The sequence below is a fragment of the Achromobacter spanius genome, from assembly GCF_002812705.1.
Classification (GTDB): Bacteria; Pseudomonadota; Gammaproteobacteria; order Burkholderiales; family Burkholderiaceae_B; genus Achromobacter; species Achromobacter spanius.
In genome coordinates, this window is record NZ_CP025030.1 from 4,544,677 (window position 1) to 4,568,380 (window position 23,704).

The window sequence follows — 23,704 nt, forward strand, 5'->3', positions numbered from 1 at the left end:
CGGGATCGCGCCCCGGCCGGGCGCGCCCTTATCGCTTACCGCCTGCCACTTACCGATACAGCACCGTGGGCAGCCACATCCCGATTTCCGGGAACATGTACAGCAGGAAGATCGCCACGATCTGGATGCCCATGAACGGCATCATGCCCAGGAAAATCTGGTTCAACGTCACGTGCGGCGGCGACACGCCTTTCAGATAGAACGCCGACATGGCCACGGGCGGCGACAAGAACGCGGTTTGCAGGTTCAGCGCCACCAGCAGGCCGAAGAACAAGGGGTCGATGCCGAAGGTGTTCAAGAGCGGCACGAAGATGGGCATGAAGATCACGATGATCTCGGTCCATTCCAACGGCCAGCCCAGCAGGAAAATAATGGCCTGCGCCAGCAACAGGAACTGGATGGGCGTGAGGCCCAGCGACAGCACCCATTCTTCAATGATGCGCTGGCCGCCCAGCAGCGCGAACGCCGCCGAAAAGATGGATGAGCCCACGAACAGCCAGCACACCATCGCGCTGGTCTTGGCGGTAAGGAATACCGATTCGCGCAGCACCGGCAGGTTCAGGCGCCGGTACGCCAGCGCCAGCAAGGCGCCGCCCATGGCGCCCATGGCCGCGGCTTCGCTGGGCGTGGCCAGGCCGAAGACGATGGAACCCAGCACCGCTGCGATCATCACCGCCAAGGGGAAGAACGACCCCATCAGCATCTTGAAGATCTCAAGGCGCGCCCAGGTCAGCGCGGCGTAGAACACCACCAGCATCACCGCGCAGATGGCGGCAAAGATCCAGAAGCCGGTCGGCGCGGGCACGCTGTTGTCGTCGTCGGCAGCAGCAGCGGACGCGGCCGCGGCGGCTTCGGGCGCGGCTTGTGACGCGTCCTGGGGCGTGCCGGGCGGTTCCGACAAGCCACCCGCCCCCGCATCCGACGACGGCGGCTCGGCCAGGCCGTCGGCTGGGGGTTCGCTAAGTCCGGAATCAAACCCACCGGAGCCCAATTGCAGTTCAGCGGGAATCTCGTATTCCACCACCGGGCGCGTCAACCCATGGTGCACCACCGCCACCAGCAACACGGTCACGGCCAGCGGCGCCAGCACCGTCGCCATGTTGCGCAGCATGAAGCCGAACGACACGCCTTCGTTGCGGCGGCCCTTGAACATGGCGGCCACCATGCCGGTCAAGGCGCGCGTGTATCCGGCGTCGGCCAAGGTCTTGGTTTCGGGTGACAAAGGCACTCCGCGCTCGCTGACCGGCAAGGGCGGCGCCATGTCGGGGCGCAGCTTGGCCAGGATGATCACGTAGCCCATATACAGCGCGGCCAGCATGATGCCGGGAAACAGCGCGCCCGCGTACAACTGCACCACCGACACGCCGGTGGTCGCGCCGTACACAATCAGCATGACCGACGGCGGCAGCAAGATGCCCAGGCAACCGCCCGCCGTGATGGACCCGGCCGTCAAGCGCACGCTGTAGCCGGCCTTCAACATGGCGGGCATCGCCAGCAATCCCATCAGTGTCACCACCGCGCCGACGATGCCGGTGGCCGTGGCGAAGATGGCGCAGGTGGCCAAGGTGGCGACCGCCAGCGCGCCCGGCAGCCGCGCCAGCGCCAGGTGCATGGACCTGAACAGTTTTTCGATCAGGTTGGCGCGTTCGACCAGATACCCCATGAAGACGAAGAGCGGAATCGAAATCAGCGAATCGTTCGTCATGGTGGCGTACGTGCGCTGCACCATCAGGTCCAGCGTCTGCCCGATCGAGCGGCCCGCGTCGTCGCTTTGCAGGTAATACGCCAGGAACGTGAACAGCACGCCCATGCCCATCAGCGTGAACGCCGTGGGAAAGCCCAGCATGATGGCCACCACGATCAGCGCCAGCATCAGCAGCCCGATGTGCCCCGTGGTGATCTCACCCCACGGGGTCAGGAAGGCGATCATCAACAGCACTATCCCGATGCAGGACAGGCCAAACCACAACGCCTTGTGGATTCTCATCGGTGGGATTCCCCGGGGGTGGTCACGTAACGGTCCAGTTGGGCGATGTCTTCGTCCTTCACGTGCACCATCTCTTTCAGCTTGTCGATGTCCACTTCCTCGACGTCTTCTTCGCGTGACGGCCACGCGCCTTGGCGCAGGCACAGCACGCAACGCAGCACCTCGGCCACGCCTTGCAGCAGCAGCACCGCGCCCGCAATCGGAATGAACGCCTTGAAGGGATAGATGGGCGGCCCGTTGGCCATCAGCGACGAGTGCTCACCGATGGCAATGGAATAGCTGGCGTAATACCAGCCCGCCCACACCAGCGCGATCACGCCGGGAAAGAAGAACACCAGGTACAGGATCAGGTCCAGCCCGCCCTGCACGCGCGGCGGCAGAAAGCCATAGAGGATGTCTCCGCGCACATGGCCGTTCTTGGCCAGCGTGTAGGCGCCGGCCATCATGAAGAGGATGCCGTAATACATCATCTGCATGTCGAACGCCCATGCGCTGGGCTTGTTCAGCAGATACCGCGCCGCCACCTCCCAGCACACGTGCAGGGTCAGTACGACGATCAGCCAGGCAAACGTCTTGCCGACGAAGGTGGAGACGCGGTCTATCAGACGGACGAGACGAAGCATCGGGGGGCCTGGGTTGGGGTCAGGCCGGCTTGCTGCTGCGCGCGAAATAATGGTTGTAGGCCATTCGGAAATTGACCGAGGTGTCCCCCTGCCAACGCCCCACCCGTTCGGCGAAAGCCCGCTGCGATTCCAGCACTTTCTTGAACAGGGGATTCTCGGCCGAGCGCTTGGCGATCATCTCGTCCCAGATCTTCAATTGCTGCTGCAGGATGGCGTCGGGCGTCTTGTAGAACTTGACGTTGTGTTCCTTCTGCAGCTTGATGTAGTCCTGCGAATAGCGGTTGGCCGCCTTCCAAGACATGTCCGCGCTGCTGGCCTGCGCCGCATAGCTCAGCACGTGCTTCAAGTGCGGCGGCAGCGCGTCGTACTTGGCCTTGTTGAACATGATTTCGAACTGCTCCGCGCTTTGGTGAAAGCTTTGCAGCATGCAGATCTTGGACACGTCCTGAAAGCCCAGCGCCAGGTCAGACGACGCGTTGTTGAATTCGGCGCCATCCAGCAGGCCGCGATCCAGGGCGGGCACGATTTCACCGCCCGGCAAGGCGTTCACCGCCAGGCCCATGGCCGTGTACATATCGATGGCCAGGCCCACGGTGCGGAACTTCGCGCCCTTGACGTCTTCGATCTTGGTCACCGGCCGCTTGAACCAGCCGAAGGGTTGTGTCGGCATCGGGCCGTACATCAGGGACACCACGTTCACGCCCATGGCCTTCTGGATTTCCGTCAGCAGGTCCTTGCCGCCGCCGTACTCGTGCCAGGCCAGCAGCATGTTGGCGTCCATGCCGAACGCCGGCCCCGAACCCCACAGCGCCACCGCCGTGTTCTTGCCGTACCAGTACGCCACCACGCCATGCCCGCCGTCCAGCGTGCCGGCCGACACCGCGTCCAGCAAGTCAAACGCCTTCACCACCGCGCCCGCCGGCAGCACCTCGATCTTCAACTGGCCGCCGGCCATGTCGTTGACCTTTTGCGCGTAGTCGCGGGCGAACTCGTGGAAGATGTCGTTGGCGGGCCAGGTGCTTTGGAACCGCAACGAAATGGGCGCGTTCTGCGCCCGGGTAACAGCAGGAAAACCCAGTGCGGCGGCGCCCGCGACGGCAGCGCCGGAGATGAACTTGCGGCGGGGCTTTGTGACGTGTTGCATGGCTTTTTGTCTCCTTGGTGGACTACATGGGACCAGCTTGTAGTAACTGCACCTGCGAGGACGCGGGGATCGCCTGCTGCGCGCTTCCCTGTGTCGGGGCTACGACTGCTTTGCAACTTTGTGCTGATTAAACCTGCCTGACTAACGGCTGACAATCAGCTTGTAGTCGGGAATTACCCTACAGGAGGGCTAGTGCATATGAGGGGGGTCCCGCGATTGCCTGAACTGCCGCGTCGCCAGGCAATGCGCATGCCCTCACGAAGCAGGCTTACTTGGGCCGACGCACCGCCCTGACCTTGCCGCTGTTGCCGCCGCCGCAGAAAAAGCGGCCCGCGCCATCGGACTCCAGGCCCGACACGCCCACGCCCGCCGGCATGTCGACGCTTTCCAGCACGGCCCCGGTGGCCGGGTCCAGACGGCGCAAGTCGCTGTCGTCGTTCTCCCAGGTGCCGTGCCAAAGTTCGCCGTCCACCCAGGTGACGCCGGTCACGTAGCGATTGGATTCGATGGTGCGCAACACGCGGCCGGTCTCCGGGTCCACTTGGTGGATCTTGCGTTGCTGGTATTGGCCGACCCACAACGACCCATCGGCCCAGGCCATGCCCGATGCTTCGGCGCCGCCGGGCGCGGGGATGGTGGCGTGCACGCGACCGTTGGCCGGGTCCAGCTTGAGGATGCTGCCGTCCGAAATTTGATAAAGGAATTTGCCGTCGAAGGCGGTGCCGGCGTTGGCCACCATGTTCAACGTACGCTGCGTTTCGCCGCTGTCGGGGTCCAGAGTGATTAGCTTGTCACCCGTGGCAAACCAGACCTGGCGGCCGTCGTAGCTCACGCCATGGACGGCGTCGACATCAGGGAAAGGACCAAATTCACGCAGGATTTGGGCTTGGCTTCGTTTCATGTCTGGCTCCTTGTAATGGGGTGAATCCATGCTACAGGCCGGGCACCAGCGACGGGAGTAACAAGCTTGTCGTGAATGCCGGCACGGCCGGTGTCGTCCAGCGCCGCGCGCGGCCATGGCCCAGCGGCTGCGCCTGGCCCGACGCCGCCAGCGCATCCAAGGCGCGCTGTACCGTGCGCTGGCTCGCGCCCAAAGCCAACGCCAGCGCCGAACTGGACCACGCCTGCCCATCCACCAGACAGGCCAGCACCGCCGCGTGATCGCGGTCCGCAACATCGACGGGACGGGCCAGCACGATGACCTGCGTGTCCGCATGCGGGCGCAGCACAAAGCCATGCCGCGTGGCACTCACGTCCGCCATGCCTTGCATCGCGGTGCGCAAGCGCCCGATTTCCACGCGCAGCCGTACGCGATGCGACTCGTCTTGAAAGCCGGTGCGGAAAGCTTTGGCGATCAGCAGTTCACGGGTCACGTCCTGTGGCCAGGCCTCGGCCAGCATGCGCGCCAGCGTGAACAACACGGGGCGGCTGGCCAGTGGCGCCGTCTGGCCGTCCTGGCGCAATACGTTGCGGCACGCGTCGATGATCAGCGCTGGAGACGCCAGCAGCGATTCCACCTCGTCCAGCAGCAGGTTCCGCGTGCCGTCTTGCGCGACCAGACGCGCGGCCGGCGCGCGCAGCGTCTGCACCGCTTGGTCCACCTCGGCCTGCAAGGCGGCGATGCCCGCCTCACGCGCAGCCTGTTCGGCGCGCGCCAGCGCCGCTCTGGCATGCCCGGCCTGCACGCGCCGCAGCGCGATACCGGCCGCGATCAGTTCATGCATGGCGCGGGACGCGACCGGCATCGCGTTGCCGTCCACGCTGGCCAGCGTCTGTTCGGCATCATCCAGGCGCCCCAACATCAATAAGCGCCGCGCCGCCAGATACGCGGCGTGCGCCGCATTGATGGCGTCGCCCTGCGCGGCCAGCGTGGCGCGCGCCGCCGCCAGCGATTTCTCGGGCCAGGCCAGGTCGCGCGAGGCCAGCGCGACTTCGGCTTCGGCCACGATGCAGCGGGCGCGCGCCACGGCCTGCGCCGGGCCGAATGCGCGGGCTGCCTGGCGCAACAACGCCTTGGCCCGAACGAAGTCGCCCAGTTGCGCCATGGCGATGCCGCGCAAGGCCAAGGCGGGCGCGTCATCGCGCAGCGCAACGTGGTTCAGCGCGGTCAGCGGGTCGCCCGCCGCCAGGGCGCGCGCGGCGCTTGTGATCAGCAAATCCATGGATGTCTCGCCACCTTCAACCCTTGCCTATGCCGGTTGCGACTGAATCTACCACTGCCCGCGGCGCGGATGCGGGCAAGCCAGCGTCAGAACGACGATGCACCCGTGACGATGCACCCGTGACGATGCAACCCCTGGGGATGCAACCCATGACCAAGCAACCCATGATGCGACCCCATTATTAAGGCAGCGCCTCCCCCACCCGCCCTTAAGCAGCCTGCCAGCGTGTAAACTCCCCCCTTTTTGACTCTGGTGGTATGTTGCAAGCCCCACAGCGCACAGGTTTAAGCGGCCCGACGCTCATTCGCTTGCTGACTCGCCTGACGGATGTCGACGTTCCGGAATCCAGGCAATCGCTTTCCGACCATTTGAGCCAGTGGCTCGGTTGGACGGACGCGATCGCGCTGTCCGCGGCCCTGACCACGAGCCCGCCGGTGATCGCCCCCGGCGCGCGTCTGTTCAGCAGCGCCGAAGAGCGTGAATGCGTGCGCGTGCGCACGACGCTGGCCGACGCCATCGCCAGCGATACGGCGGCCACAAGCGCCAAGCGGCTCGTTGCCGGACAGGCGCCGGCCAAGCCGTCGGCGGCGGTTGAAGAAGCCCAGGCCGATTACTCGAATTTTCGTCAGCGGTACGTGTCGTTACAGCACACGATGGAGACCAGCGTGGGCAATTTGCGCAGCCGCCTGCGCGGCATGGTCGCCGCCCGGAATGGCGAGATGACGCGCCTGGCCGTGGTGGACGCCATCATGGACCGCGCGTTGCTGCCCAAGGAACGCACCCTTCTGGGCGCGATCCCGAAGTTGCTGCAAGGCCATTTCGAGCGTTTGCGCCTGGCTGAAGAAGCGCAAGAGCCCGCGACTCCCGGCGCGTGGCTGGACGTATTCCGCAAGGATATGCGCAGCGTTCTGCTTGCCGAATTGGATGTACGTTTACAACCGGTGGAAGGGCTGCTTGCCGCCCTTCGCGCCAGCTAACCAGGACACCATGTCCAAGACTCTGATCAATTTCGTTGTGTTTTTGGCCGGTTTGGCCGTTGTGGGCTGGATCGGCGCGGGCTACGCGGGGTCCAACCCGCTTGCGCTGGCCGTGACGCTGCTGATAGGCGTCTGTTACCTGGCCGGCGCCTGGGAACTGCTGCGTTATCAGCAAGCCACGTCCAGCCTGGCGCGGTCCACCGCCGCGCTGTCCGAAGCCCCCGCCAGCCTGGCTTCCTGGCTGGACCAGCTGCACCCCAGCCTGCGCAACGCCGCGCGCCTGCGCGTGGAAGGCGAACGGGTGGGCTTGCCCGGCCCGGCCCTGGCGCCCTATCTGGTCGGCCTGTTGGTGCTGCTGGGCATGCTGGGCACGTTCCTGGGCATGGTCGTGACGCTGCGCGGCACCGGCATCGCACTGGAAAGCGCGACCGACCTGGGCGCCATACGCGCGTCGCTCGCCGCGCCGGTCAAGGGCCTGGGTTTTGCGTTCGGCACGTCGATTGCCGGGGTGGCCGCGTCCGCCATGCTGGGCCTCTTGGCCGCGCTGTGCCGCCGTGAACGGGTGCAGGCCGCGCAGCTGCTGGACAGCAAGATCGCCACGACCCTGCGCGTGTATTCGCAAAGCTATCAGCGCGAAGAATCGTTCAAGCTGCTGCAACGCCAGGCCGAAGTCATGCAGCGCCAGGCCGAGGCCATGCCGACGCTGGTTGACCGCCTGCAAGCCATGATGCAGAACATGGAGCAGCAGACGCGCTCCATCAATGACCGCCAATTGGCCAGCCAGGACGCCTTTCAGGGCAAGGCCGAGGCGGCCTACGCGCGCCTGGCGTCGGTGATGGAACAGTCCATGAAGGAAGGCGTGGCCGAAAGCGCGCGTTCCGCCGGGGTGGCCTTGCAGCCGGTCGTGCAGGCCACGATGGAAAGCCTGTCGCGCGAAACCGCCAGCCTGCAAGACACGGTGGCGCAAGCCGTGCAGCAACAATTGAGCAGCCTGACCTCGGGCTTCCAGGCGTCCACCGCCAATGTGGCCGACATCTGGAACCAGGCGCTGGCCGGCCAGCAACGCGCAAGCGAAACGCTGGCGCAAGACCTGCGCGCCTCGATGGACCGCTTTGCCGAAACCTTCGAACAACGCTCGGCCGCGCTGCTGGACGGCGTTTCCGCGCGCCTGGAGGCGTCGTCGGGCAATATGTCGGAAGCCTGGACTTCCGCGCTATCGCGCCAGGAGCGCGTCAGCGAAAAACTGGCGGGCGACAACCTGCAAGCGCTGACCGCCGCCGCCGCCAGCTTTGAACAGCACTCGGCGTCGCTGCTGCGCACGCTGAACGATTCGCACGCGCTCTTGCAATCGGACCTGGCCTCGCGCGATCAACAGCGCCTGGCCGCGTGGGCCGAGACCCTGGGCGCCATGGGCGCCACGCTGCGCCAGGAATGGGAACAGGCCGGCACGCAAGCCGCCGACCGCCAACAGGCCATCAGCGACACCCTGGCCCAGACCGTGCGCGACATCAACGCCCAGGCCGCCGCGCAAGCCCGCGTGCTGGAAGCCGTGTCGACCCGCATGGAAGCCGCCGCCAACAGCGTGTCGGACCGCTGGAACAGCGCGCTGAGCCGCCACGAGCAAGTCAGCGAGAAGCTGGCGCAAGACAATCAACAAGCCTTGACGACGGCCGCTGCAGCGTTCGAGGCGCATTCGGCGTCGCTGCTGCGCACGCTGGACCAATCGCATGCCGAGCTGCATGCAGCCCTGGCCGCGAAGGACCACGAACGCCTGTCCGCCTGGACCGATACGCTTGCCGCCATGGCCGCCACCTTGGGCCAGGAATGGAAGGCAGCCGGCGACCAGAGCGTGGCGCGCCAGCAGGAAATCAGCGACGCGCTGGCCCTGACCGCGCAGAACGTCACCGGCCAGACCGAAGCGCAATCCCGTCTGCTGGAAAGCGTGTCGACGCGCCTGGAAAGCGCGGCCGGCAGCGTGACCCAGGCCTGGACCGAGGCGCAGACGCGCCAGGCGCAGCTTGGCGAGAAGCTGGCCGCCGACAACCAGCAAGCCCTGAGCACCGCCGCCGCTGCGTTCGAGCAGCACTCGGCGGCGCTGCTGCACACGCTGGACCAATCGCACGCGGACCTGCAAGCGGCGCTGGCAGCCAAGGACGAAGAACGCCTGTCCGCCTGGACCACCAAACTGGCCGCGATGGCTGACGCGCTGGGCCAGGAATGGGAACTGGCGGGCGCGCAAGCCGCCACCCGCCAGCAGGAACTGACGCAGGCGCTGGGCCAGGCCACGCAAGAGATCACGGCGCAGACCCAAGCGCAGGCGGGCGTGCTGGAAAGCGTGTCCACGCGCCTGGAAACCGCCGCCAGCCAGGTCACGCAAGCCTGGACTGACGCGCAGACGCGCCAGGAACAGCTAGGCCAGCAATTGGCCGAGGCCAATCAGCAGGCGCTGGAGGCGGCCGCGGCCACCTTCGAACAGCACTCGGCCTCGCTCTTGCACACGCTGGACCAGTCGCACGCGGACTTGCAAGCGGCGCTGGCCGCCAAGGACGAAGAACGCCTGTCGGCCTGGACCGCCAAGCTGGCCGCGCTGGCCGACACGCTGGCGCAAACGGCGGACGGCATCACCGCGCAAACGCAAGCCCACGCCAGCGAGACCATTGCCGAAATCGGCCGCTTGGTGCAGGCCGCGTCGGAAGCCCCGAAGGCGGCCGCCGACGTCATCGGCGAACTGCGCCAGAAGCTGTCCGACAGCATGGTGCGCGACAACGACATGCTGCAAGAGCGCAACCGGCTGCTGGAGACGCTGGACACCCTGCTCAATGCCGTCAACCACACCGCCGCCGAACAACGCTCGGCGGTGGACGCGCTGCTGGCCTCGTCGGCCGAATTGCTGGAGCGCGTGGGCACGCAGTTCACCGAGCGCGTCGAAGCCGAAACCGGCAAGCTGACCGACGTGGCGGCGCACGTCACCACCAGCGCGGTGGAAGTGGCCAGCCTGGGCGAATCGTTCGGCGCGGCGGTGCAGTTGTTCGGCGAGTCCAACAACACGCTGGTGGCGCACCTGCAACGCATCGAAGCCGCGCTGGACAAGTCCATCGCGCGGGGCGACGAGCAACTGTCCTACTACGTGGCGCAGGCGCGCGAAGTGGTGGACCTGAGCCTGATGTCGCAAAAGCAGATTATTGAAAACCTGCAACAGTTGGCCGTCCAGCGCGCCGACGCCAGCGCGGAACCCGCATGAGCGACGACATCGACGGCGGCATCGAGACTTCCGCCCCCGCCTGGGCCGTCTTCGGCGACCTGATGTCGGTGCTGCTGGGCGCCTTCGTGCTGATCCTGGTCAGCGTGATCGGCATGCAGTTGCAGTTGTCGACGCAGTTGGAAGAAGAGGTCAAGCAGCGCCAGGAAGAAACCCAGCGCCGCGAAACGCTGGAACAGGCGCTGGCGGGCCCGCTGGCGGCGGGCCGCGTGACCCTGGTCAATGGCCGCATCGGCATCAGCGGCAGCGTGCTGTTCGCGCTGAACTCCGACCAGTTGCAGCCCGAAGGCCGCGAGATCCTGAAATCGCTGATCGAACCGCTGTCCGCGTACCTGAAGACGCACAACGAAATTCTGATGGTCAGCGGCTATACCGACGACCAGCAGGTACGTGAAGGCAACCGCCGCTTTGCGGACAACTGGGATTTATCGGCGCAGCGCGCCCTGACCGTCACGCGCGCCTTGATCGACGAAGGCGTGCCGTCGTCCACCGTGTTCGCGGCGGCGTTCGGGTCGGAGCAGCCCGTGGCGTCCAACGCCGACGAGGAAGGCCGCGCCAAGAATCGCCGGGTGGAAATCACGCCCATCCCCAAGCAATCCGATGCCCCAGGGAAGCCGCGTGAGCAGTGACGGCGGCATTCTCGGCACGCTGGACGCGCAGGCCATGTTGGACGCCTGGCGCGAGGGTGGCGTCGACCGGGTAGACCCGGTGCGCTTTCGCTTCTTGCAAGCCATGGCGCGGCGATCCGCCGTGCTGGATGGCCTGGCGCGGCAGTTGCTGGACGAAAGATTGGCGGGGCATCTGAATGCCTATGCGCAGTTGCTGGATGCCGATGCGGATGCCGATGCGGATGCCGGACCAGATGCCGAGCTGGCTGCCGAACCCAGCGCCGAGCGAAACGCGCCACCGCCAGCGGAGCCCGCCAACGACGCGCCCAGCGCGCTGGCCGGCTTGTTGGCTTATCTGGCGGACCCAAGCCTGAGCACGCCGGATGGCGAGCCTGACTGGAACCGCGACGCGCTCGGCCTACGCGACGCTTACCCCGACGTGCAAATGCTGGAGTACTTTCGCGCCGTCTGGTCGCGCGTCAGCGCCGACCGGCAGGTGCGCCAGTCGCAGCAGCAGGTACACAAGAACGCCGGCCCGCTCAATTCCAACCAGTTGGTGCACCGCGCGCTGTCCTTGATGCGCGAGCTGTCGCCCGGTTACCTGCAACAGTTCCTGTCGTACACGGACGCGCTGATGTGGATGGAGCAGATCCACGCGGCCACCGCCCCCGCCCCCAAAGACGCCGCGCGAGGCGCCGCCAAGAAATCGTCGCGGGCGAAGGCGCGGTAAGCGTACCCAGGCGTTCCCCGGCGTTTCCCGGCGTACCTATAAGCCTACCCACGCGCCCCACAGGCAGCCCCGCGATCCGGGCAACCGCGCGTGCTGCCTATAATTGCCAAAGCCAGCGCCTCGAACCCAGCGCAGAAAGTCAGTATCCCAAGTCCGTACCCCAAGCCCGTCGCCCCGCCCCCTCGTCCCAACTTCCGCTTTGACGGCAGCCATGCCGTGCCTCATGTCCACCTTGCCTCTACGCGTGCTGTCCATCATCCCTCCGATGACGCAGCTGAATACGCCCTACCCCTCCACCGCCTACCTGACTGGTTTCCTGCGTTCGCGCGACGTGAACGCGGTGCAGGAAGACCTGGCGCTTGCGCTGGTGTTGCGCCTGTTGTCGGCGGAGGGCTTGCGCGCCGTGGCGGAGCAGGTCAACGCGCTGCCGCTTGACAAGCACACGCCCGCCATCCAGGCGTTCGTGGCGATGCAGCCGCGCTACCTGGCCACCATCGGGCCAACGATCGCATTCTTGCAAGGGCGCGATTCCACGCTGGCCCACCGCATCGTGGGCCGCCACTTCCTGCCCGAAGGCCCGCGTTTCAGCACGCTGGACGTCTACATGGACGAAGACGGCGGCGACCCGCTGGGTTGGGCGTTCGGCGCGTTGGGGCTGCAAGACCGCGCCAAGCACCTGGCCACCCTCTACCTGAACGACCTGGCCGACGTGCTGCGCGACGCCGTGGACGATCGCTTTGAATTCGTGCGCTATGCCGAATCGCTGGCAGGCAGCCAGCCCACGTTCGACCCCTTGGCCAACGCCCTGACCAGTGCGCCCACGCTGGTGGACGACACATTGCGCGACCTGACGACCGAAGCCCTGACGCGCCACGCGCCGACGATGGTGCTGTTGTCGGTGCCGTTTCCCGGCGCGGTGTACGCGGCGTTTCGGATCGCGCAGACCATCAAGGCGCAAGACCCCGGCATCGTCACCGTGCTGGGCGGCGGCTTCGTCAATACCGAACTGCGCGAACTGAAAGACCCGCGCGTGTTCGACTACTTTGACTACGTCTGCCTGGATGCCGGCGAACGCCCGCTACTGGCCTTGCTGGAACACGTGCAGGGCAAGCGCTCGCGCCAGCGCCTGGTGCGCACGTTTGTGCGCAACCAGGACAGCAACGCTGTGCAGTACGTGAACCTGGTGGAACCCGACGTGGCCTTCGCGGAAGTGGGCACGCCCACCTGGGACGGCCTGCCGCTGGACCGCTACCTGTCGCTGCTGGACATGCTGAACCCCATGCACCGCCTCTGGAGCGACGGACGCTGGAACAAGCTGACCGTGGCGCACGGCTGCTACTGGAAAAAATGCAGCTTCTGCGACGTCAGCCTGGACTATATCGGCCGCTATGAAGGCGCGTCGGCGTCCGTACTGGCCGACCGTATCGAAGCCATCGTGCGCGAAACTGGGCAGACCGGCTTCCACTTTGTGGACGAAGCCGCGCCGCCCAAGTCGCTCAAGGCGCTGGCCACGGAGCTTATCGAACGCAACGCAGGCATTTCGTGGTGGGGCAACATCCGCTTCGAAAAAACCTTCAGCCCCAAATTGTGCGAACTACTGGCCGACAGCGGCTGCATCGCCGTATCAGGCGGCTTGGAAGTCGCGTCCGACCGCTTGCTGAACCTGATGAAGAAAGGCGTGTCGGTCGATCAGGTGGCCCGCGTCACGCGCGCGTTTTCAGACGCCGGCATCCTGGTGCATGCGTATCTGATGTACGGCTTTCCGACGCAGACGGTGCAAGACACCGTGGACGCGCTGGAATACGTGCGCCAACTGTTTGCCAACGACTGCATCCAAAGCGGGTTCTTCCATCGCTTTGCCTGTACGGTGCATTCGCCGGTGGGCAAGAACCCCGAGGAATACGGGGTGACGCTGCAACCGCTGCCGCCCGTCACCTTCGCCAAGAACGACATCGGTTTTCATGACCCCACGGGCGTGGACCACGATGCGCTGGGCCGCGCACTGAAAAAAGCCATCTACAACTACATGCACGGCATTGGCCTGGACGAAGACGTGCGGACCTGGTTTCCGTTCAAGGTGCCGAAAACCACCGTGTCGAAAAACCGGATTGCGCGGGCGCTCAGCCAGCAGGGCTAAGGCGGGGGCCACCTCGATTTGCGCGAGGCCCCCACCGCGCTGTACCATACGATCCATATACAAACCATATATGGATCATTCTTTATGGGCCTCGTCAAAATCTCTGAGCAGATGCATGAGAATCTGCGCGTCGCCAGCGGCGCCCTCAGCCGCTCGATCAATTCCCAAGCCGAACACTGGATGCGCATCGGCATGCTGTCCGAGCTCTATCCCGAACTGCGCCACGCGGACATCTGCCAGTTGCTGATCCGCATTGAACAGGGCGAAGGCTTCACCATTGCCTCCCTGTCCCGGCGGCTGCCGGACGCGGCCCAGGAGGTCGCGTAAATGGCACGCAAGGTATCCATCAAGTCCGCCGCTGATATCGACATGGCCCGCAAGGCCGGCGCCATGGCGGCCGAAGTGCTGCACATGATCGGCGAACACGTGCGCCCCGGCGTTACCACCGACGAGCTTGACCGCATCTGCAACCAGTACATCGTCAACGTGCTGAAAGCCATTCCGGCCAACGTTGGGTATCACGGCTTTCCCAAGACCATCTGCGCGTCGGTCAACCATGTGATCTGCCACGGCATTCCGTCAGCCAAGGTGCTGAAAAACGGCGACATCCTGAACATCGACGTGGCCGTCATCAAGGACGGCTGGTTTGGCGACACCAGCCGCATGTACTACGTGGGCCAACCCAGCCCGTTGGCGCGCCGCCTGGTCAACATCACCTATGAAGCCACGCGCGCCGGCATCATGGCCGTGAAGCCCGGCGCCACGCTGGGCGACATCGGCCACGCCATCCAGACCGTGGCGCACCGCGAACACTTTTCCATCGTGCGCGAATACTGCGGCCACGGCATCGGCCAGATCTACCACGACGAACCGCAGGTGCTGCACTACGGCCGGCCCGGTGAAGGGCTGGTGTTGCAGCCCGGCATGATGTTCACCATCGAACCCATGATCAACGCGGGCAAGCCGGCCACCAAGCAGTTGCCCGACGGCTGGACCGTGGTCACCAAAGACCGTTCGCTGTCGGCGCAATGGGAACACATGGTGGTGGTGACCGACACCGGCTACGAGGTGCTGACGCCCTGGCCGGACGGCTACGGCGACTACCCGCCGATTCCCTGACGCGCCTTTCCTGAACCCAGCCTTTCTGAACCCCGCCTTTCCTGACCGCACCGGTCCATGGCAAGGACCGGAGTGCAAGCTGCCAAGGGCACGATCATGATCGTGCCCTTGCCGTTTTCGGCGCAGCATCTGTTCCCCCATGCCCACCCTGCCCCTTGCGTTTCGTCGCCTGGCCGCGTCCAACCTGGCCGCCCAATTTTCCGAACAGATGGCGCTGGCGGCCGCGCCGCTGGTCGCCGTGCTGGCGCTGGGCGCCACCGCCGCGCAGACCGGTACGCTGCAAGCCGCGCAAACCTTGCCCTTTCTGTTGCTGTCGATGCCGGCCGGCGTGCTGGCCGACCGCATGTCGCGCAAAGCACTGATGACGGCGGCCGAATGCGTGCGCGCCGCCAGCCTGCTGGGGCTGTTGGCCTTGCTATGGACGGGTGAACTGAACCTGGCCTGGCTGGCCGCGCTGGGCTTTCTGGGCGCGGTGGGCACCGTGGCTTACAACGTATCCGCGCCCGCATTGCTGCCCCGGCTGGTGCCCGCCAGCGAATTGGCCAGCGCCAACCGCTGGCTGGAACTGGCGCGCAGCAGCGCGTTCGCGGCGGGCCCGGCGGCGGGCGGCGCGCTGGTCGGCTGGATGGGCGCGCCCACCGCCTATGTGCTGGCCACCACCTTGTCTTTGCTGGCGGCGGCGCTGCTGGCGGGCTTGCCTCGGGATGGATCGGCGGGTAACGGGAACCTGGCCAACGCCCCGCGCCGCCATCCCTTGGCCGAACTGCGCGAAGGCGCCGCGTTCGTCGCCACGCACCCGCTGCTGCGTCCCGTGCTGATCACGGCGGTGTTCTTCAATACCGCCTGGTTTGTGCTGCAAGCGGTGTACGTGGTCTATGCCATTGAGCGCCTGGGCTTGAACGCCACGGGCGTGGGCATCACCTTGGGCGTGTACGGCGGCGGCATGCTGGCGGGCGCCTTGGCCGCGCCATGGCTGGCGCGTCGCCTGTCCTTCGGCGCGATGATCGCGGCCGGACCGCTATCGGCCTTGGCGGCAAGCGGCCTGTTGCTGCTTACCTTGGCGTATCCGTCGGGCGTGGTGGCCGCGGCGGGCTTTTTCCTGTTTGGGGCGGGCCCCATCCTGTGGACCATTACCACCACCACCTTGCGCCAGGCCGTCACGCCCAACGCGCTGCTGGGCCGCGTATCGGCCGTGATCCTGACAGCGACCTATGGCGCGCGACCCGTGGGCGCGCTGATGGGCGCGGCGCTGGCCGCCCGCATCGGGCTGGACGCCTGCCTCTGGGTGTCGACAGCGGGCTTTCTGGTGCAGTTCGTGGTGCTGTTCACGTCGCCCGTTGCGCGCTTGCAGAGCCAACCGCGCACCGTGGAAGCCTGAGGCGGGGGTCGAAGTCCGCCAGCAATCTGTTGTGCCCGCGCGCGCGTGGCTCTGTATCTGGCGGCCCTGGACGCCGGCCGCTAGACTTCCGGCGATATCCCTCTGATATGACTTCCTGCCGTCCCACCCACCGCCTAGTTGGCCACCGAAAAATGCTGAAAATCCTGGGTAAAGCCTCGTCCATCAATGTGCGCAAAGTGCTCTGGACCTGCGCGGAATTGAACCTGCCGTTTACCCGCGAAGACTGGGGCTCGGGCTTTCAGCCCACCAGCGACCCGCGCTTTCTGGCGCTGAACCCGAACGCCATGGTGCCCGTCATCCAGGACGGAGACTTCGTGCTGTGGGAGTCGAACAGCATCATCCGCTACCTGGCCGCGCAGTACGGCGGGCAGGCGCTCTATCCGGCTGAACCGACATTACGGGCGCGCGTGGATCAATGGATGGATTGGCAGGCCACCGACCTGAACCGGTCCTGGAGCTACGCCTTCATGGCGCTTGCCCGGCAATCGCCCGCGCACCAGGACGCGGCCAGTATCGCGGCGTCGTGCCAGGCTTGGGCCTTGTACATGGGCATTTTGGAACAACGGCTGGCGCAAACCGGCGCGTATGTGGCGGGCGACGCCTTCAGCTTGGCGGACATCCCCATCGGCCTATCGGTCAATCGTTGGTTCGCCACGCCCTTCGGCCCTGCCCATGAACAACCCGCCCTGCCCGCCGTCAGCGCCTACTACGACCGGCTTGCCGCCCGCGAGGGCTACCGGCTGTACGGGCGCAACGGCAGGGTTTGACGGGCGGGGTTGGCTGACGGGTCCGCTGACCGATCGGCCAGCCTGCCGTGTTACTTCACCACGCCGCAGATCAGGCGTCCGCCTCCACCGCCCAGCGGTTCGGGCTTGTCGCTGTAGTTGTCGCCGCCCACGTGCACCATCATTGCGTGCCCTTTCACGTCGGCCAGCTTCAGATGCGGGGCCACTACGGCTTTCTTGGCCGTGCCGTCGGCCGCCACCACGATAAGCGGCAGGTCGCCCTGGTGCCCATCCTTGGCCATCGGCCCCTTGTGGGCCTTGGTGCCCTTCGGGTCCAGATGCCCGCCCGCGGCGCCGCCAGGCGCCATCTTGCCGTTCACCATGCCCGGCATGCAGGAACCCTTTTCGTGGACGTGAAAGCCGTGCTCGCCCGGCTTCAAGTCAGTCAGGTTGGGCGTGATCTCCAGCCCACCCTTGGTGTCCTTCAGCGAAATCGTGCCGGCGCTCTTGCCCAGGCCGTCGGCGGTCAGGAATGACATCGAGACGTCTTCGGCCAGCACCGCGCCAGACGCGCCCGCCATCGTCAGCGCCGCGACAAGCATCGAGATTTTCTTCATGAAGTGCCTCCTGGAATCATGCACGCAAGGTGCGGATGCCCGGCCAGCGCGAACCTTGCCGCCTGGCCCAGGGCGCAGAAAACAATAGCACCGGGGCAAGTCGGCGCACCAGCATTCTTCCTTCCTGATACAAGCGATCAGGCTTCTTAACGATTCACCAGCAGCACCAGCGCGTGCAGCGCAACACCGATCAACCCGCCGACCAGCGTGCCGTTAAAGCGGATGTATTGCAGGTCGCGCCCCACGCTAAGTTCCAGTTCGTCGACCAGATGGCGTTCGTCCCAGTTCTTCACCGTGCGCGAAATGTGTTCGGTCACGCCGATGCGCAGCCGGCCCGTCAGGCGGCGCGCGCTGCCCATCACGTGGCTGTTGATGGCGTCGCGCAGGCTTGGGTCTTCGCCCAGCTTGCGGCCCAGCGCCAGCATGGCGCGTTCCAGATGGCCGGCCAGCGCCGAGTTTTCGTCAGACAGGTCGCGCCGCAAGGCGGCGTGGATGTCGTCCCACAGGCCTTGCACGTATTCCTGCACCTTGGGGTGGTCAATGGCGCGCTGCTTCAGGGCTTCAACCTGAGCCGACAAGGCCGGGTCGGTCTTCAGGCGTTCGATGTAATTCAGCACCCAGGCTTCGTAGTCGCGCCGCACGGGGTGGTCGGGTTCGGACAGCACGTCGCGCAGCTCGTCCATCAAGGCCATGGCCAGGCGGTCGGCCAGGTTGTCGGCAATGCCGTCCACCGACTTCACCACGTCCACCGCCGCGATGATGCGCGGCCATTCCTTGCGGGCAAACTTCACCAGCAGCGTGGACGCGCGCTCCTTCACATCGTCTTCGCCCAGGTAGCCGCCCAGGCGTTCCATGGCCGCATCCAGCAATTCCTGGTGGCGCCCGTCGCGCGTCAACAGGCCCAGCACTTCGCCGACGGTGCCCGCCGCGTCCCAGCCGCGCAGGTTCTTCACCACGAATTCCTGGATCACGCCGCGCACCGCGTGCTCGTCCAGCATGTCCAGCGTTTGCAGCGCCACGCGGCGCGCGCCGTCGCTCAAGGCATGCGCCTGCTTGGGCCGCACCAGCCAACGCGACAGCCGCGTGGCGGGGTCGAACACGCGCAGCTTTTCCATCAGCGTGTCCGGGTCCAGGAAGTGGTCGCGCACGAACACGGCCAGGTTGTCGCCGATGCGGTCTTTGTTGCTGGGGATGATGGCGGTGTGCGGAATCGGCAGCCCCATCGGACGGCGAAACAGCGCCACCACCGCGAACCAGTCCGCCAGCGCGCCCACCGTGGCCGCTTCGCAAAACGCCCGCACCCAGGCCCACGCCCCCTGCCCGCCCATGACGTGGCTGGTGATGAAGCCGCAGACCATGGCCACCAGCAGCGCCAGCGCGGCGATTTTCATACGCCGCAACTGCGTGCGGCGCGCGTCGGAGGCCAAGGTGGAATGCGTGGCGAACGCGGCGGTGGCCCGTCCGGGCTGGGGCGGCGAGTCGGGAGTCTTGGACGTGTAGGCGGGTTCGGGCTTATCAGGCATGGCGGTGTCGGCGTGGCAAGCGAGGCGTCAGCATAACAACTGCGCTACTCGCCCAGGAACTCCGACACGGCCTCCAGCCCTTCGATGTGGTCCGCCACCACCTTGGCGATAAACGCGATGGGCACGGACAGCAGCGTGCCCCAGATGCCCCACAGCCAGGTGAACAAGAGCAGCATCATGAACACCGCCACCGAGTTCATCTTGGCGATGCGGCCCGACATCCAGGTGGTGACCAGCACGCCGATCAGCAAGGCAATGGCCACGGAACTGCCGGCCACCTGTAGCGCCGGCCCGATTTCGCCGAATTGAATCAGCGCCGCGATCCCCGTGCCCACCGCCGTCATCAGCGGGCCGAAGTACGGAATGATGTGCAAGGCGCCTGCCACCACCGCCCAGGTGGCGGCGTTTTCCAGGCCCAACAGGCGAAACGCCCCCCACGACAGCACGCCCAGCGCCACGTTCGTGACCAGCATCATCGCCATGTACATGTGGATCGAATTGTTGATCTGGTCCAGCATGTGCACGCTGATTTTTTTCTGCGACAAGGTTGTGCCCGCCACCTTGACGAACTTGCGCTTGAACGCGTTGCCCGACAGCAGCAGGAAGAACACGAGGAATACGCTCATGGTCGCCTGGCCCAGAAAGGTGGCCAGCCCCTTGGAGCCCCACAGCAGGAATTCGCTGAAGCCCGCGTCCGACTTGGCCACCACCACCTGGCGACCGGGCTGCACGCCGCCGGTATCCTGCAGCACGCTGGCCGCGCCCTTGATGCGTTCAATGAAGGAACCATCGCCGCTGGCAAAGCCGTTCAGCGTGCGCGAGATCTTGCCGGAAATCTCGGGCAGCGCCTCGATGATGGAGCTGACCTGGCTTTGCGTGGCATACACCAGGCCCGCCAGCCCGAAGAAAATCACGGCCATCAGAATGATGATGCCGACCGGACGCGGCAGGCGCACCCGTTCCATCAGGGCCACGGCGGGGTCCAGCGCATACGCGACCACAATCGCCATGACTACGGGCACGATGAATTCCTGCGCCATCTTCAGGGAAAACAGCACGGCAAGCACGGTCAGCGTGGTCAGACAGGCGCCGCGCGCCCAGACGTGCGTGACGTTGGGCGCCGGCTCGGGAATGATGCCGGCGTCCTGCACGGTGGCTTTTTCATCCGAGGCGCGATCGTCCGGCCCGGACTTTTCCGCCGCTCGCTCTTCGGGTGACATGGTTTCCGGCGCCGCTTTTTCCGGCGTGATCTTTCCCGGCGTCACCTTCCCCGGCGTCGCGCTTTCCATCCCGTCCCCTCGCATTTCGTCTTGGTGAACGCGGACAGCAAGTATCGTGCCTGGGGACGTTCGGTTTGTTTTTCAGCGCCGTTTTTCAGCGCCGCTTTCCAGCGCGTTCAGCCCTTCACCGCCAGCAGGCCCGCCTGCCCTTCGTGATCGCGCTGTGCGCGCTCCAGGATGAATTCGATCAGCATGGAAATTGCGCGCGGATGGTGCCGGTTGGGCATGTACAGCATGTACATGCCACGCCCAAAAATGCTCAGCCGCCATTGCGTCAGCGCGGCCAGCAGCTCGCCGCGCGCGATGTCGTCGTGCACCACGTAGTCCGGCACCACGCCCACCCCCAAGCCAGCGCGGATGGCGTCGCGCAGAAAGGCGTAGTTGCGTGAAATGACCGTGGGTTCCAGTACGACGTGCTGGCGCGGCTGGCCGCCGTAATAGGCCGACAGCCGCAACGGCCGGCCAATGACTGCCGCGCTGATGACGGGCGCCTGGGCCAGGTCATCGGGCCGCTGCGGCAGGCCCCGGGCCTCGGCATAGGCTTTGGACGCGCACGCCACGTAACGCACCAGCCCCAGTTCGCGCGCCACCAGGTTCTGCGGCGGCTCGGACATGATGCGTACCGCGATATCGACCTCGTCGCGCAGCAGATCGTCGACGCTGTTCTCGAACAGCACGTCCAGGACGATATCCGGATACGCCAGCTTGAACTCCAGCAGCCAGGGCGTCATCACAAACTGCCCATAGCCGCTGGGCACGCTCAGCCGCACCTTGCCTTGCGGCGTCTTGCCCAGGGTGTCGACCGCCTCGCGCGCGGCGACCAGTTCGTCCTGGATGCTGCGGCCATGCTGATACAGCTTCAGCCCGATCTCGGTGGCTTCCACATGGCGCGTCGTGCGCCGCACCAGCTGCATGCCCACTGAACGCTCCAACTGATTCAGGTGGTAGCTGACGTTGGCGCGGGTCATCTTCAGCCGGCGCGCGGCTTCGCTCAAGTTGCCGGCGTCCAGGATATCGACCAGCAAGGTCAGGGATTTGGTGTCCATGGCGTCTCCTTGGGCCGGATTGTCAAATTTTTTTATCCGTCGTGTCAATTCCTGATGTCATTGTCAAGACATCTTTACTGGGAAAGAATAAAGAACTAAGCGATAGACGCAAAACAAGACAAGCCACGGGATGGGTCACAAGACCCGCCATCCTTCGGCTTGCCAGGCGCCGCAACGACGGCCGCCCCAACGGAGACAAGGACCCATGACGGACAGCAGCACTGCCGGCGCCGCCCACGCGCGCCGCGACGAAGACATCCTGGTCATTACCCTGGACCACCCTCCGGTCAACGCGCTAAGCGCGGACGTGCGGCGCGACTTGGCCGACGCCATCCAGGCCGCGCAAACCGACCCCAACGTACGCGCCATTCTGCTGGTGGGCGCGGGCAAGAACTTCATCGCCGGCGCCGACATCCGCGAATTCGGCAAGCCGCCCAAGCCCCCCGCCCTACCCGACGTCTGCAATCAGATTGAAGCCAGCACCAAGCCGGTGGTGGCCGCGCTGCATGGCGCGGCGCTGGGCGGCGGGCTGGAAGTGGCCTTGGCCGCGCACTATCGCGTAGCGCTTGCCAGCGCCAAGCTGGGCTTGCCCGAAGTAAACCTGGGCCTGCTGCCGGGCGCGGGCGGCACGCAACGCACGCCGCGTTTGATTGGCGCTGCCGCCGCGCTGGACCTGATGCTGTCGGGCAAGCACCTGTCGGCCGACGCCGCATTGCGCGCCGGGCTGGTAGACACGCTGGCTGAAGGCAACGACCCGCTGGCGGCGGGGCTGGCCTACACACGCCAACTCTTGGCGCAAGGCGCGGGCCCCCGCCGCAGCCGTGACGCCACCGCCGCGCTGGCCGACAAGGCCGCCGCCTTGGCCGAAGCCGCTGCGGCCGGCGAACGCATCGCCAAGACGCTGCGCGGGCTGTATTCGCCCGCGAAGATCGTTGAAGCCGTGCGTGCCGCCATCGAACAACCTTTTGACGAAGGCCTGCGCACCGAACGCGCGCTGTTCCTGCAATGCCTGGACAGCCCCCAGCGCGCCGGCCTGGTGCACGCCTTTTTTGCCGAGCGTGAAACCACCAAGGTCCCTGAACTGAAAGAAGGCAAGGCGCGCGCCCTGAACAAGATCGGCGTGGTGGGCGGCGGCACGATGGGCGCGGGCATCGCGGTGTCGGTGCTGGACGCCGGCTTGCCGGTGGTGATGGTTGAGCAGGACGACGCCGCGCTGGAACGTGGCCGCGCGCGCGTCGCGCAGGTGTACGACCTGCTGCTCAAGAAAGGCCGCATCACGCAAGAGGAACGCGACGCCCGCTTGGCGCGCCTGACGGGCGCCACCACCTACGACGCCCTGAATGACGCCGACCTGATCATCGAGGCCGTGTTCGAGGACATGGACGTGAAGCTGGCCGTGTTTGCCGAACTGGACCGCGTGGCCAAGCCCGGCGCGGTGCTGGCCACCAACACGTCTTACCTGGACGTAAACCGCGTCGCCACCGCCACGCGAAATCCCGGCAACGTGCTGGGCCTGCATTTCTTTTCACCCGCCAACATCATGAAGCTGCTGGAGATCGTGGTGGGCGAGCACACCGCGCCCGACACGGTGGCCACCGGCTTTGAACTGGCACGCAAACTGCGCAAGACGCCCGTGCGCGCGGGCGTGTGCGACGGCTTTATCGGCAACCGCATCCTGGCCGTGCACCGGCAGGCGGCGGACATGATGACGGAAGACGGCGCGTCCCCCTACGACATCGACGCCGCCGTGCGTGAGTTCGGCTACCCCATGGGCCCCTACCAGATGGCCGACCTGGCCGGTGGCGACATCGGCTGGGCCACCCGCAAGCGCCGCGCCGCTACCCGCGACCCCGCCTTGCGCTATGTGCAGATTCCCGACCGCCTGTGCGAACGCGGCTGGTTCGGCCAGAAGACGGGCCGTGGCTTTTACCTGTACCCCGATGGCGCGCGCGTGGGCACGCCGGATCCGGAAGTGCTGGCCATCATCGACGACGAACGCCGCCGCGCAGGCGTCACGCCGCGCCCGTTCACGCACGAAGACATCCAGCGCCGCTACCTGGCCGCCATGATCAACGAAGCCGCCAACGTGCTGGACCAGGGCATTGCGCTGCGCCCGTCCGACGTGGACGTGGTGTTCCTGTCCGGCTACGGCTTTCCGCGCCACCACGGCGGCCCGATGCACTACGCCGACAGCGTGGGCCTGGACCGCGTGCTGGCCGACATCCGCGCGTATGCGAAGGAAGACCCGGCGTTCTGGAAGCCGTCGCCGCTATTGGTGCGTTTGGCGGAATCCGGCCGCAACTTCGCCAGCCTGAATCAGGCTGCCTGAACGCAGGTTTTTTAGCCGCCCGCCGCCTGAACACCGCCC

Annotated in this window: 19 protein-coding genes; 10 read left to right on the forward strand and 9 right to left on the reverse strand. The window is 66.0% G+C overall.

Features of this window, described 5'->3' with window-relative positions; genetic code table 11:
• Positions 1-49: 49 nt before the first annotated feature.
• From CVS48_RS20510 to CVS48_RS20530, 5 genes are all read right to left on the reverse strand, one after another.
• Positions 50-1,987: a TRAP transporter large permease gene (locus CVS48_RS20510; RefSeq protein ID WP_100856045.1), complete on the reverse strand. Its 1,938-nt coding sequence runs from the start codon at positions 1,985-1,987 to the stop codon at positions 50-52.
• A complete protein-coding gene (locus CVS48_RS20515; RefSeq protein WP_100856046.1) occupies positions 1,984-2,610 on the reverse strand; it encodes a TRAP transporter small permease subunit in 627 nt (208 codons plus the stop codon). Before CVS48_RS20515 ends, CVS48_RS20510 begins: the two co-directional genes overlap by 4 nt.
• A 19-nt stretch (positions 2,611-2,629) precedes the next feature.
• Entirely contained in the window at positions 2,630-3,754 is a 1,125-nt protein-coding gene (locus CVS48_RS20520) for a TRAP transporter substrate-binding protein (protein WP_100856047.1), read from the reverse strand.
• Positions 3,755-4,022: 268 nt separating this feature from the next.
• Entirely contained in the window at positions 4,023-4,655 is a 633-nt protein-coding gene (locus tag CVS48_RS20525) for a Vgb family protein (protein ID WP_100856048.1), read from the reverse strand.
• Positions 4,656-4,686: 31 nt separating this feature from the next.
• Positions 4,687-5,916, reverse strand: coding sequence for a helix-turn-helix domain-containing protein (locus tag CVS48_RS20530; protein WP_100856049.1), 1,230 nt, complete (start codon positions 5,914-5,916; stop codon positions 4,687-4,689).
• A 257-nt stretch (positions 5,917-6,173) separates the two neighbouring features.
• On the opposite strand from CVS48_RS20530, the gene CVS48_RS20535 reads away from it, so the two are divergent.
• The 9 genes from CVS48_RS20535 to CVS48_RS20575 all read left to right on the forward strand — a co-directional run bounded on the left by CVS48_RS20535 (position 6,174) and on the right by CVS48_RS20575 (position 16,912).
• Positions 6,174-6,893, forward strand: a complete 720-nt coding sequence (locus CVS48_RS20535; RefSeq protein WP_100856050.1) for a DUF3348 domain-containing protein — start codon at positions 6,174-6,176, stop codon at positions 6,891-6,893.
• A gap of 10 nt (positions 6,894-6,903) precedes the next feature.
• Positions 6,904-10,134, forward strand: coding sequence for a DUF802 domain-containing protein (locus CVS48_RS20540; RefSeq protein ID WP_242001206.1), 3,231 nt, complete (start codon positions 6,904-6,906; stop codon positions 10,132-10,134).
• Positions 10,131-10,781 (forward strand): OmpA family protein, encoded by a 651-nt coding sequence (locus CVS48_RS20545; protein WP_100856052.1) that lies wholly within the window; start codon positions 10,131-10,133, stop codon positions 10,779-10,781. The genes CVS48_RS20540 and CVS48_RS20545 overlap by 4 nt, the downstream gene beginning before the upstream one ends.
• Positions 10,771-11,490: a DUF2894 domain-containing protein gene (locus CVS48_RS20550; RefSeq protein ID WP_419191434.1), complete on the forward strand. Its 720-nt coding sequence runs from the start codon at positions 10,771-10,773 to the stop codon at positions 11,488-11,490. Before CVS48_RS20545 ends, CVS48_RS20550 begins: the two co-directional genes overlap by 11 nt.
• A gap of 223 nt (positions 11,491-11,713) precedes the next feature.
• The gene (locus CVS48_RS20555) at positions 11,714-13,627 is read left to right on the forward strand and encodes a B12-binding domain-containing radical SAM protein (RefSeq protein ID WP_172616226.1); all 1,914 of its coding nucleotides are present in this window, start codon (positions 11,714-11,716) and stop codon (positions 13,625-13,627) included.
• Between the two features lie 84 nt (positions 13,628-13,711).
• On the forward strand, positions 13,712-13,954 hold the full coding sequence (locus CVS48_RS20560; protein WP_050446659.1) for a ParD-like family protein: 243 nt from the start codon (positions 13,712-13,714) through the stop codon (positions 13,952-13,954).
• Entirely contained in the window at positions 13,955-14,746 is a 792-nt protein-coding gene (map, locus tag CVS48_RS20565; RefSeq protein WP_100856054.1) for a type I methionyl aminopeptidase, read from the forward strand.
• Between the two features lie 139 nt (positions 14,747-14,885).
• Entirely contained in the window at positions 14,886-16,124 is a 1,239-nt protein-coding gene (locus tag CVS48_RS20570) for an MFS transporter (protein ID WP_100856055.1), read from the forward strand.
• Between the two features lie 152 nt (positions 16,125-16,276).
• Positions 16,277-16,912 carry a glutathione S-transferase family protein gene (locus CVS48_RS20575; RefSeq protein ID WP_100856056.1) on the forward strand — a complete coding sequence of 212 codons (636 nt, stop codon included), beginning with the start codon at positions 16,277-16,279 and terminating at the stop codon, positions 16,910-16,912.
• A gap of 50 nt (positions 16,913-16,962) precedes the next feature.
• Here CVS48_RS20575 and sodC read toward each other — a convergent pair whose 3' ends face one another.
• The 4 genes from sodC to CVS48_RS20595 all read right to left on the reverse strand — a co-directional run bounded on the left by sodC (position 16,963) and on the right by CVS48_RS20595 (position 21,336).
• A complete protein-coding gene (gene sodC, locus CVS48_RS20580; protein WP_100856057.1) occupies positions 16,963-17,487 on the reverse strand; it encodes a superoxide dismutase family protein in 525 nt (174 codons plus the stop codon).
• 146 nt (positions 17,488-17,633) lie between these two features.
• On the reverse strand, positions 17,634-18,878 hold the full coding sequence (locus CVS48_RS20585; protein WP_100857777.1) for a DUF445 domain-containing protein: 1,245 nt from the start codon (positions 18,876-18,878) through the stop codon (positions 17,634-17,636).
• Positions 18,879-19,054: 176 nt separating this feature from the next.
• Complete coding sequence (locus CVS48_RS20590; protein WP_242001205.1) at positions 19,055-20,299, reverse strand: AI-2E family transporter; 1,245 nt, start codon at positions 20,297-20,299, stop codon at positions 19,055-19,057.
• 107 nt (positions 20,300-20,406) lie between these two features.
• A complete protein-coding gene (locus tag CVS48_RS20595) occupies positions 20,407-21,336 on the reverse strand; it encodes a LysR family transcriptional regulator (RefSeq protein ID WP_100856058.1) in 930 nt (309 codons plus the stop codon).
• A 205-nt stretch (positions 21,337-21,541) separates the two neighbouring features.
• Between CVS48_RS20595 and CVS48_RS20600 the strand changes: the two genes are divergently transcribed.
• Positions 21,542-23,665, forward strand: coding sequence for a 3-hydroxyacyl-CoA dehydrogenase NAD-binding domain-containing protein (locus CVS48_RS20600; protein WP_100856059.1), 2,124 nt, complete (start codon positions 21,542-21,544; stop codon positions 23,663-23,665).
• The last annotated feature ends 39 nt before the right edge of the window (positions 23,666-23,704 follow it).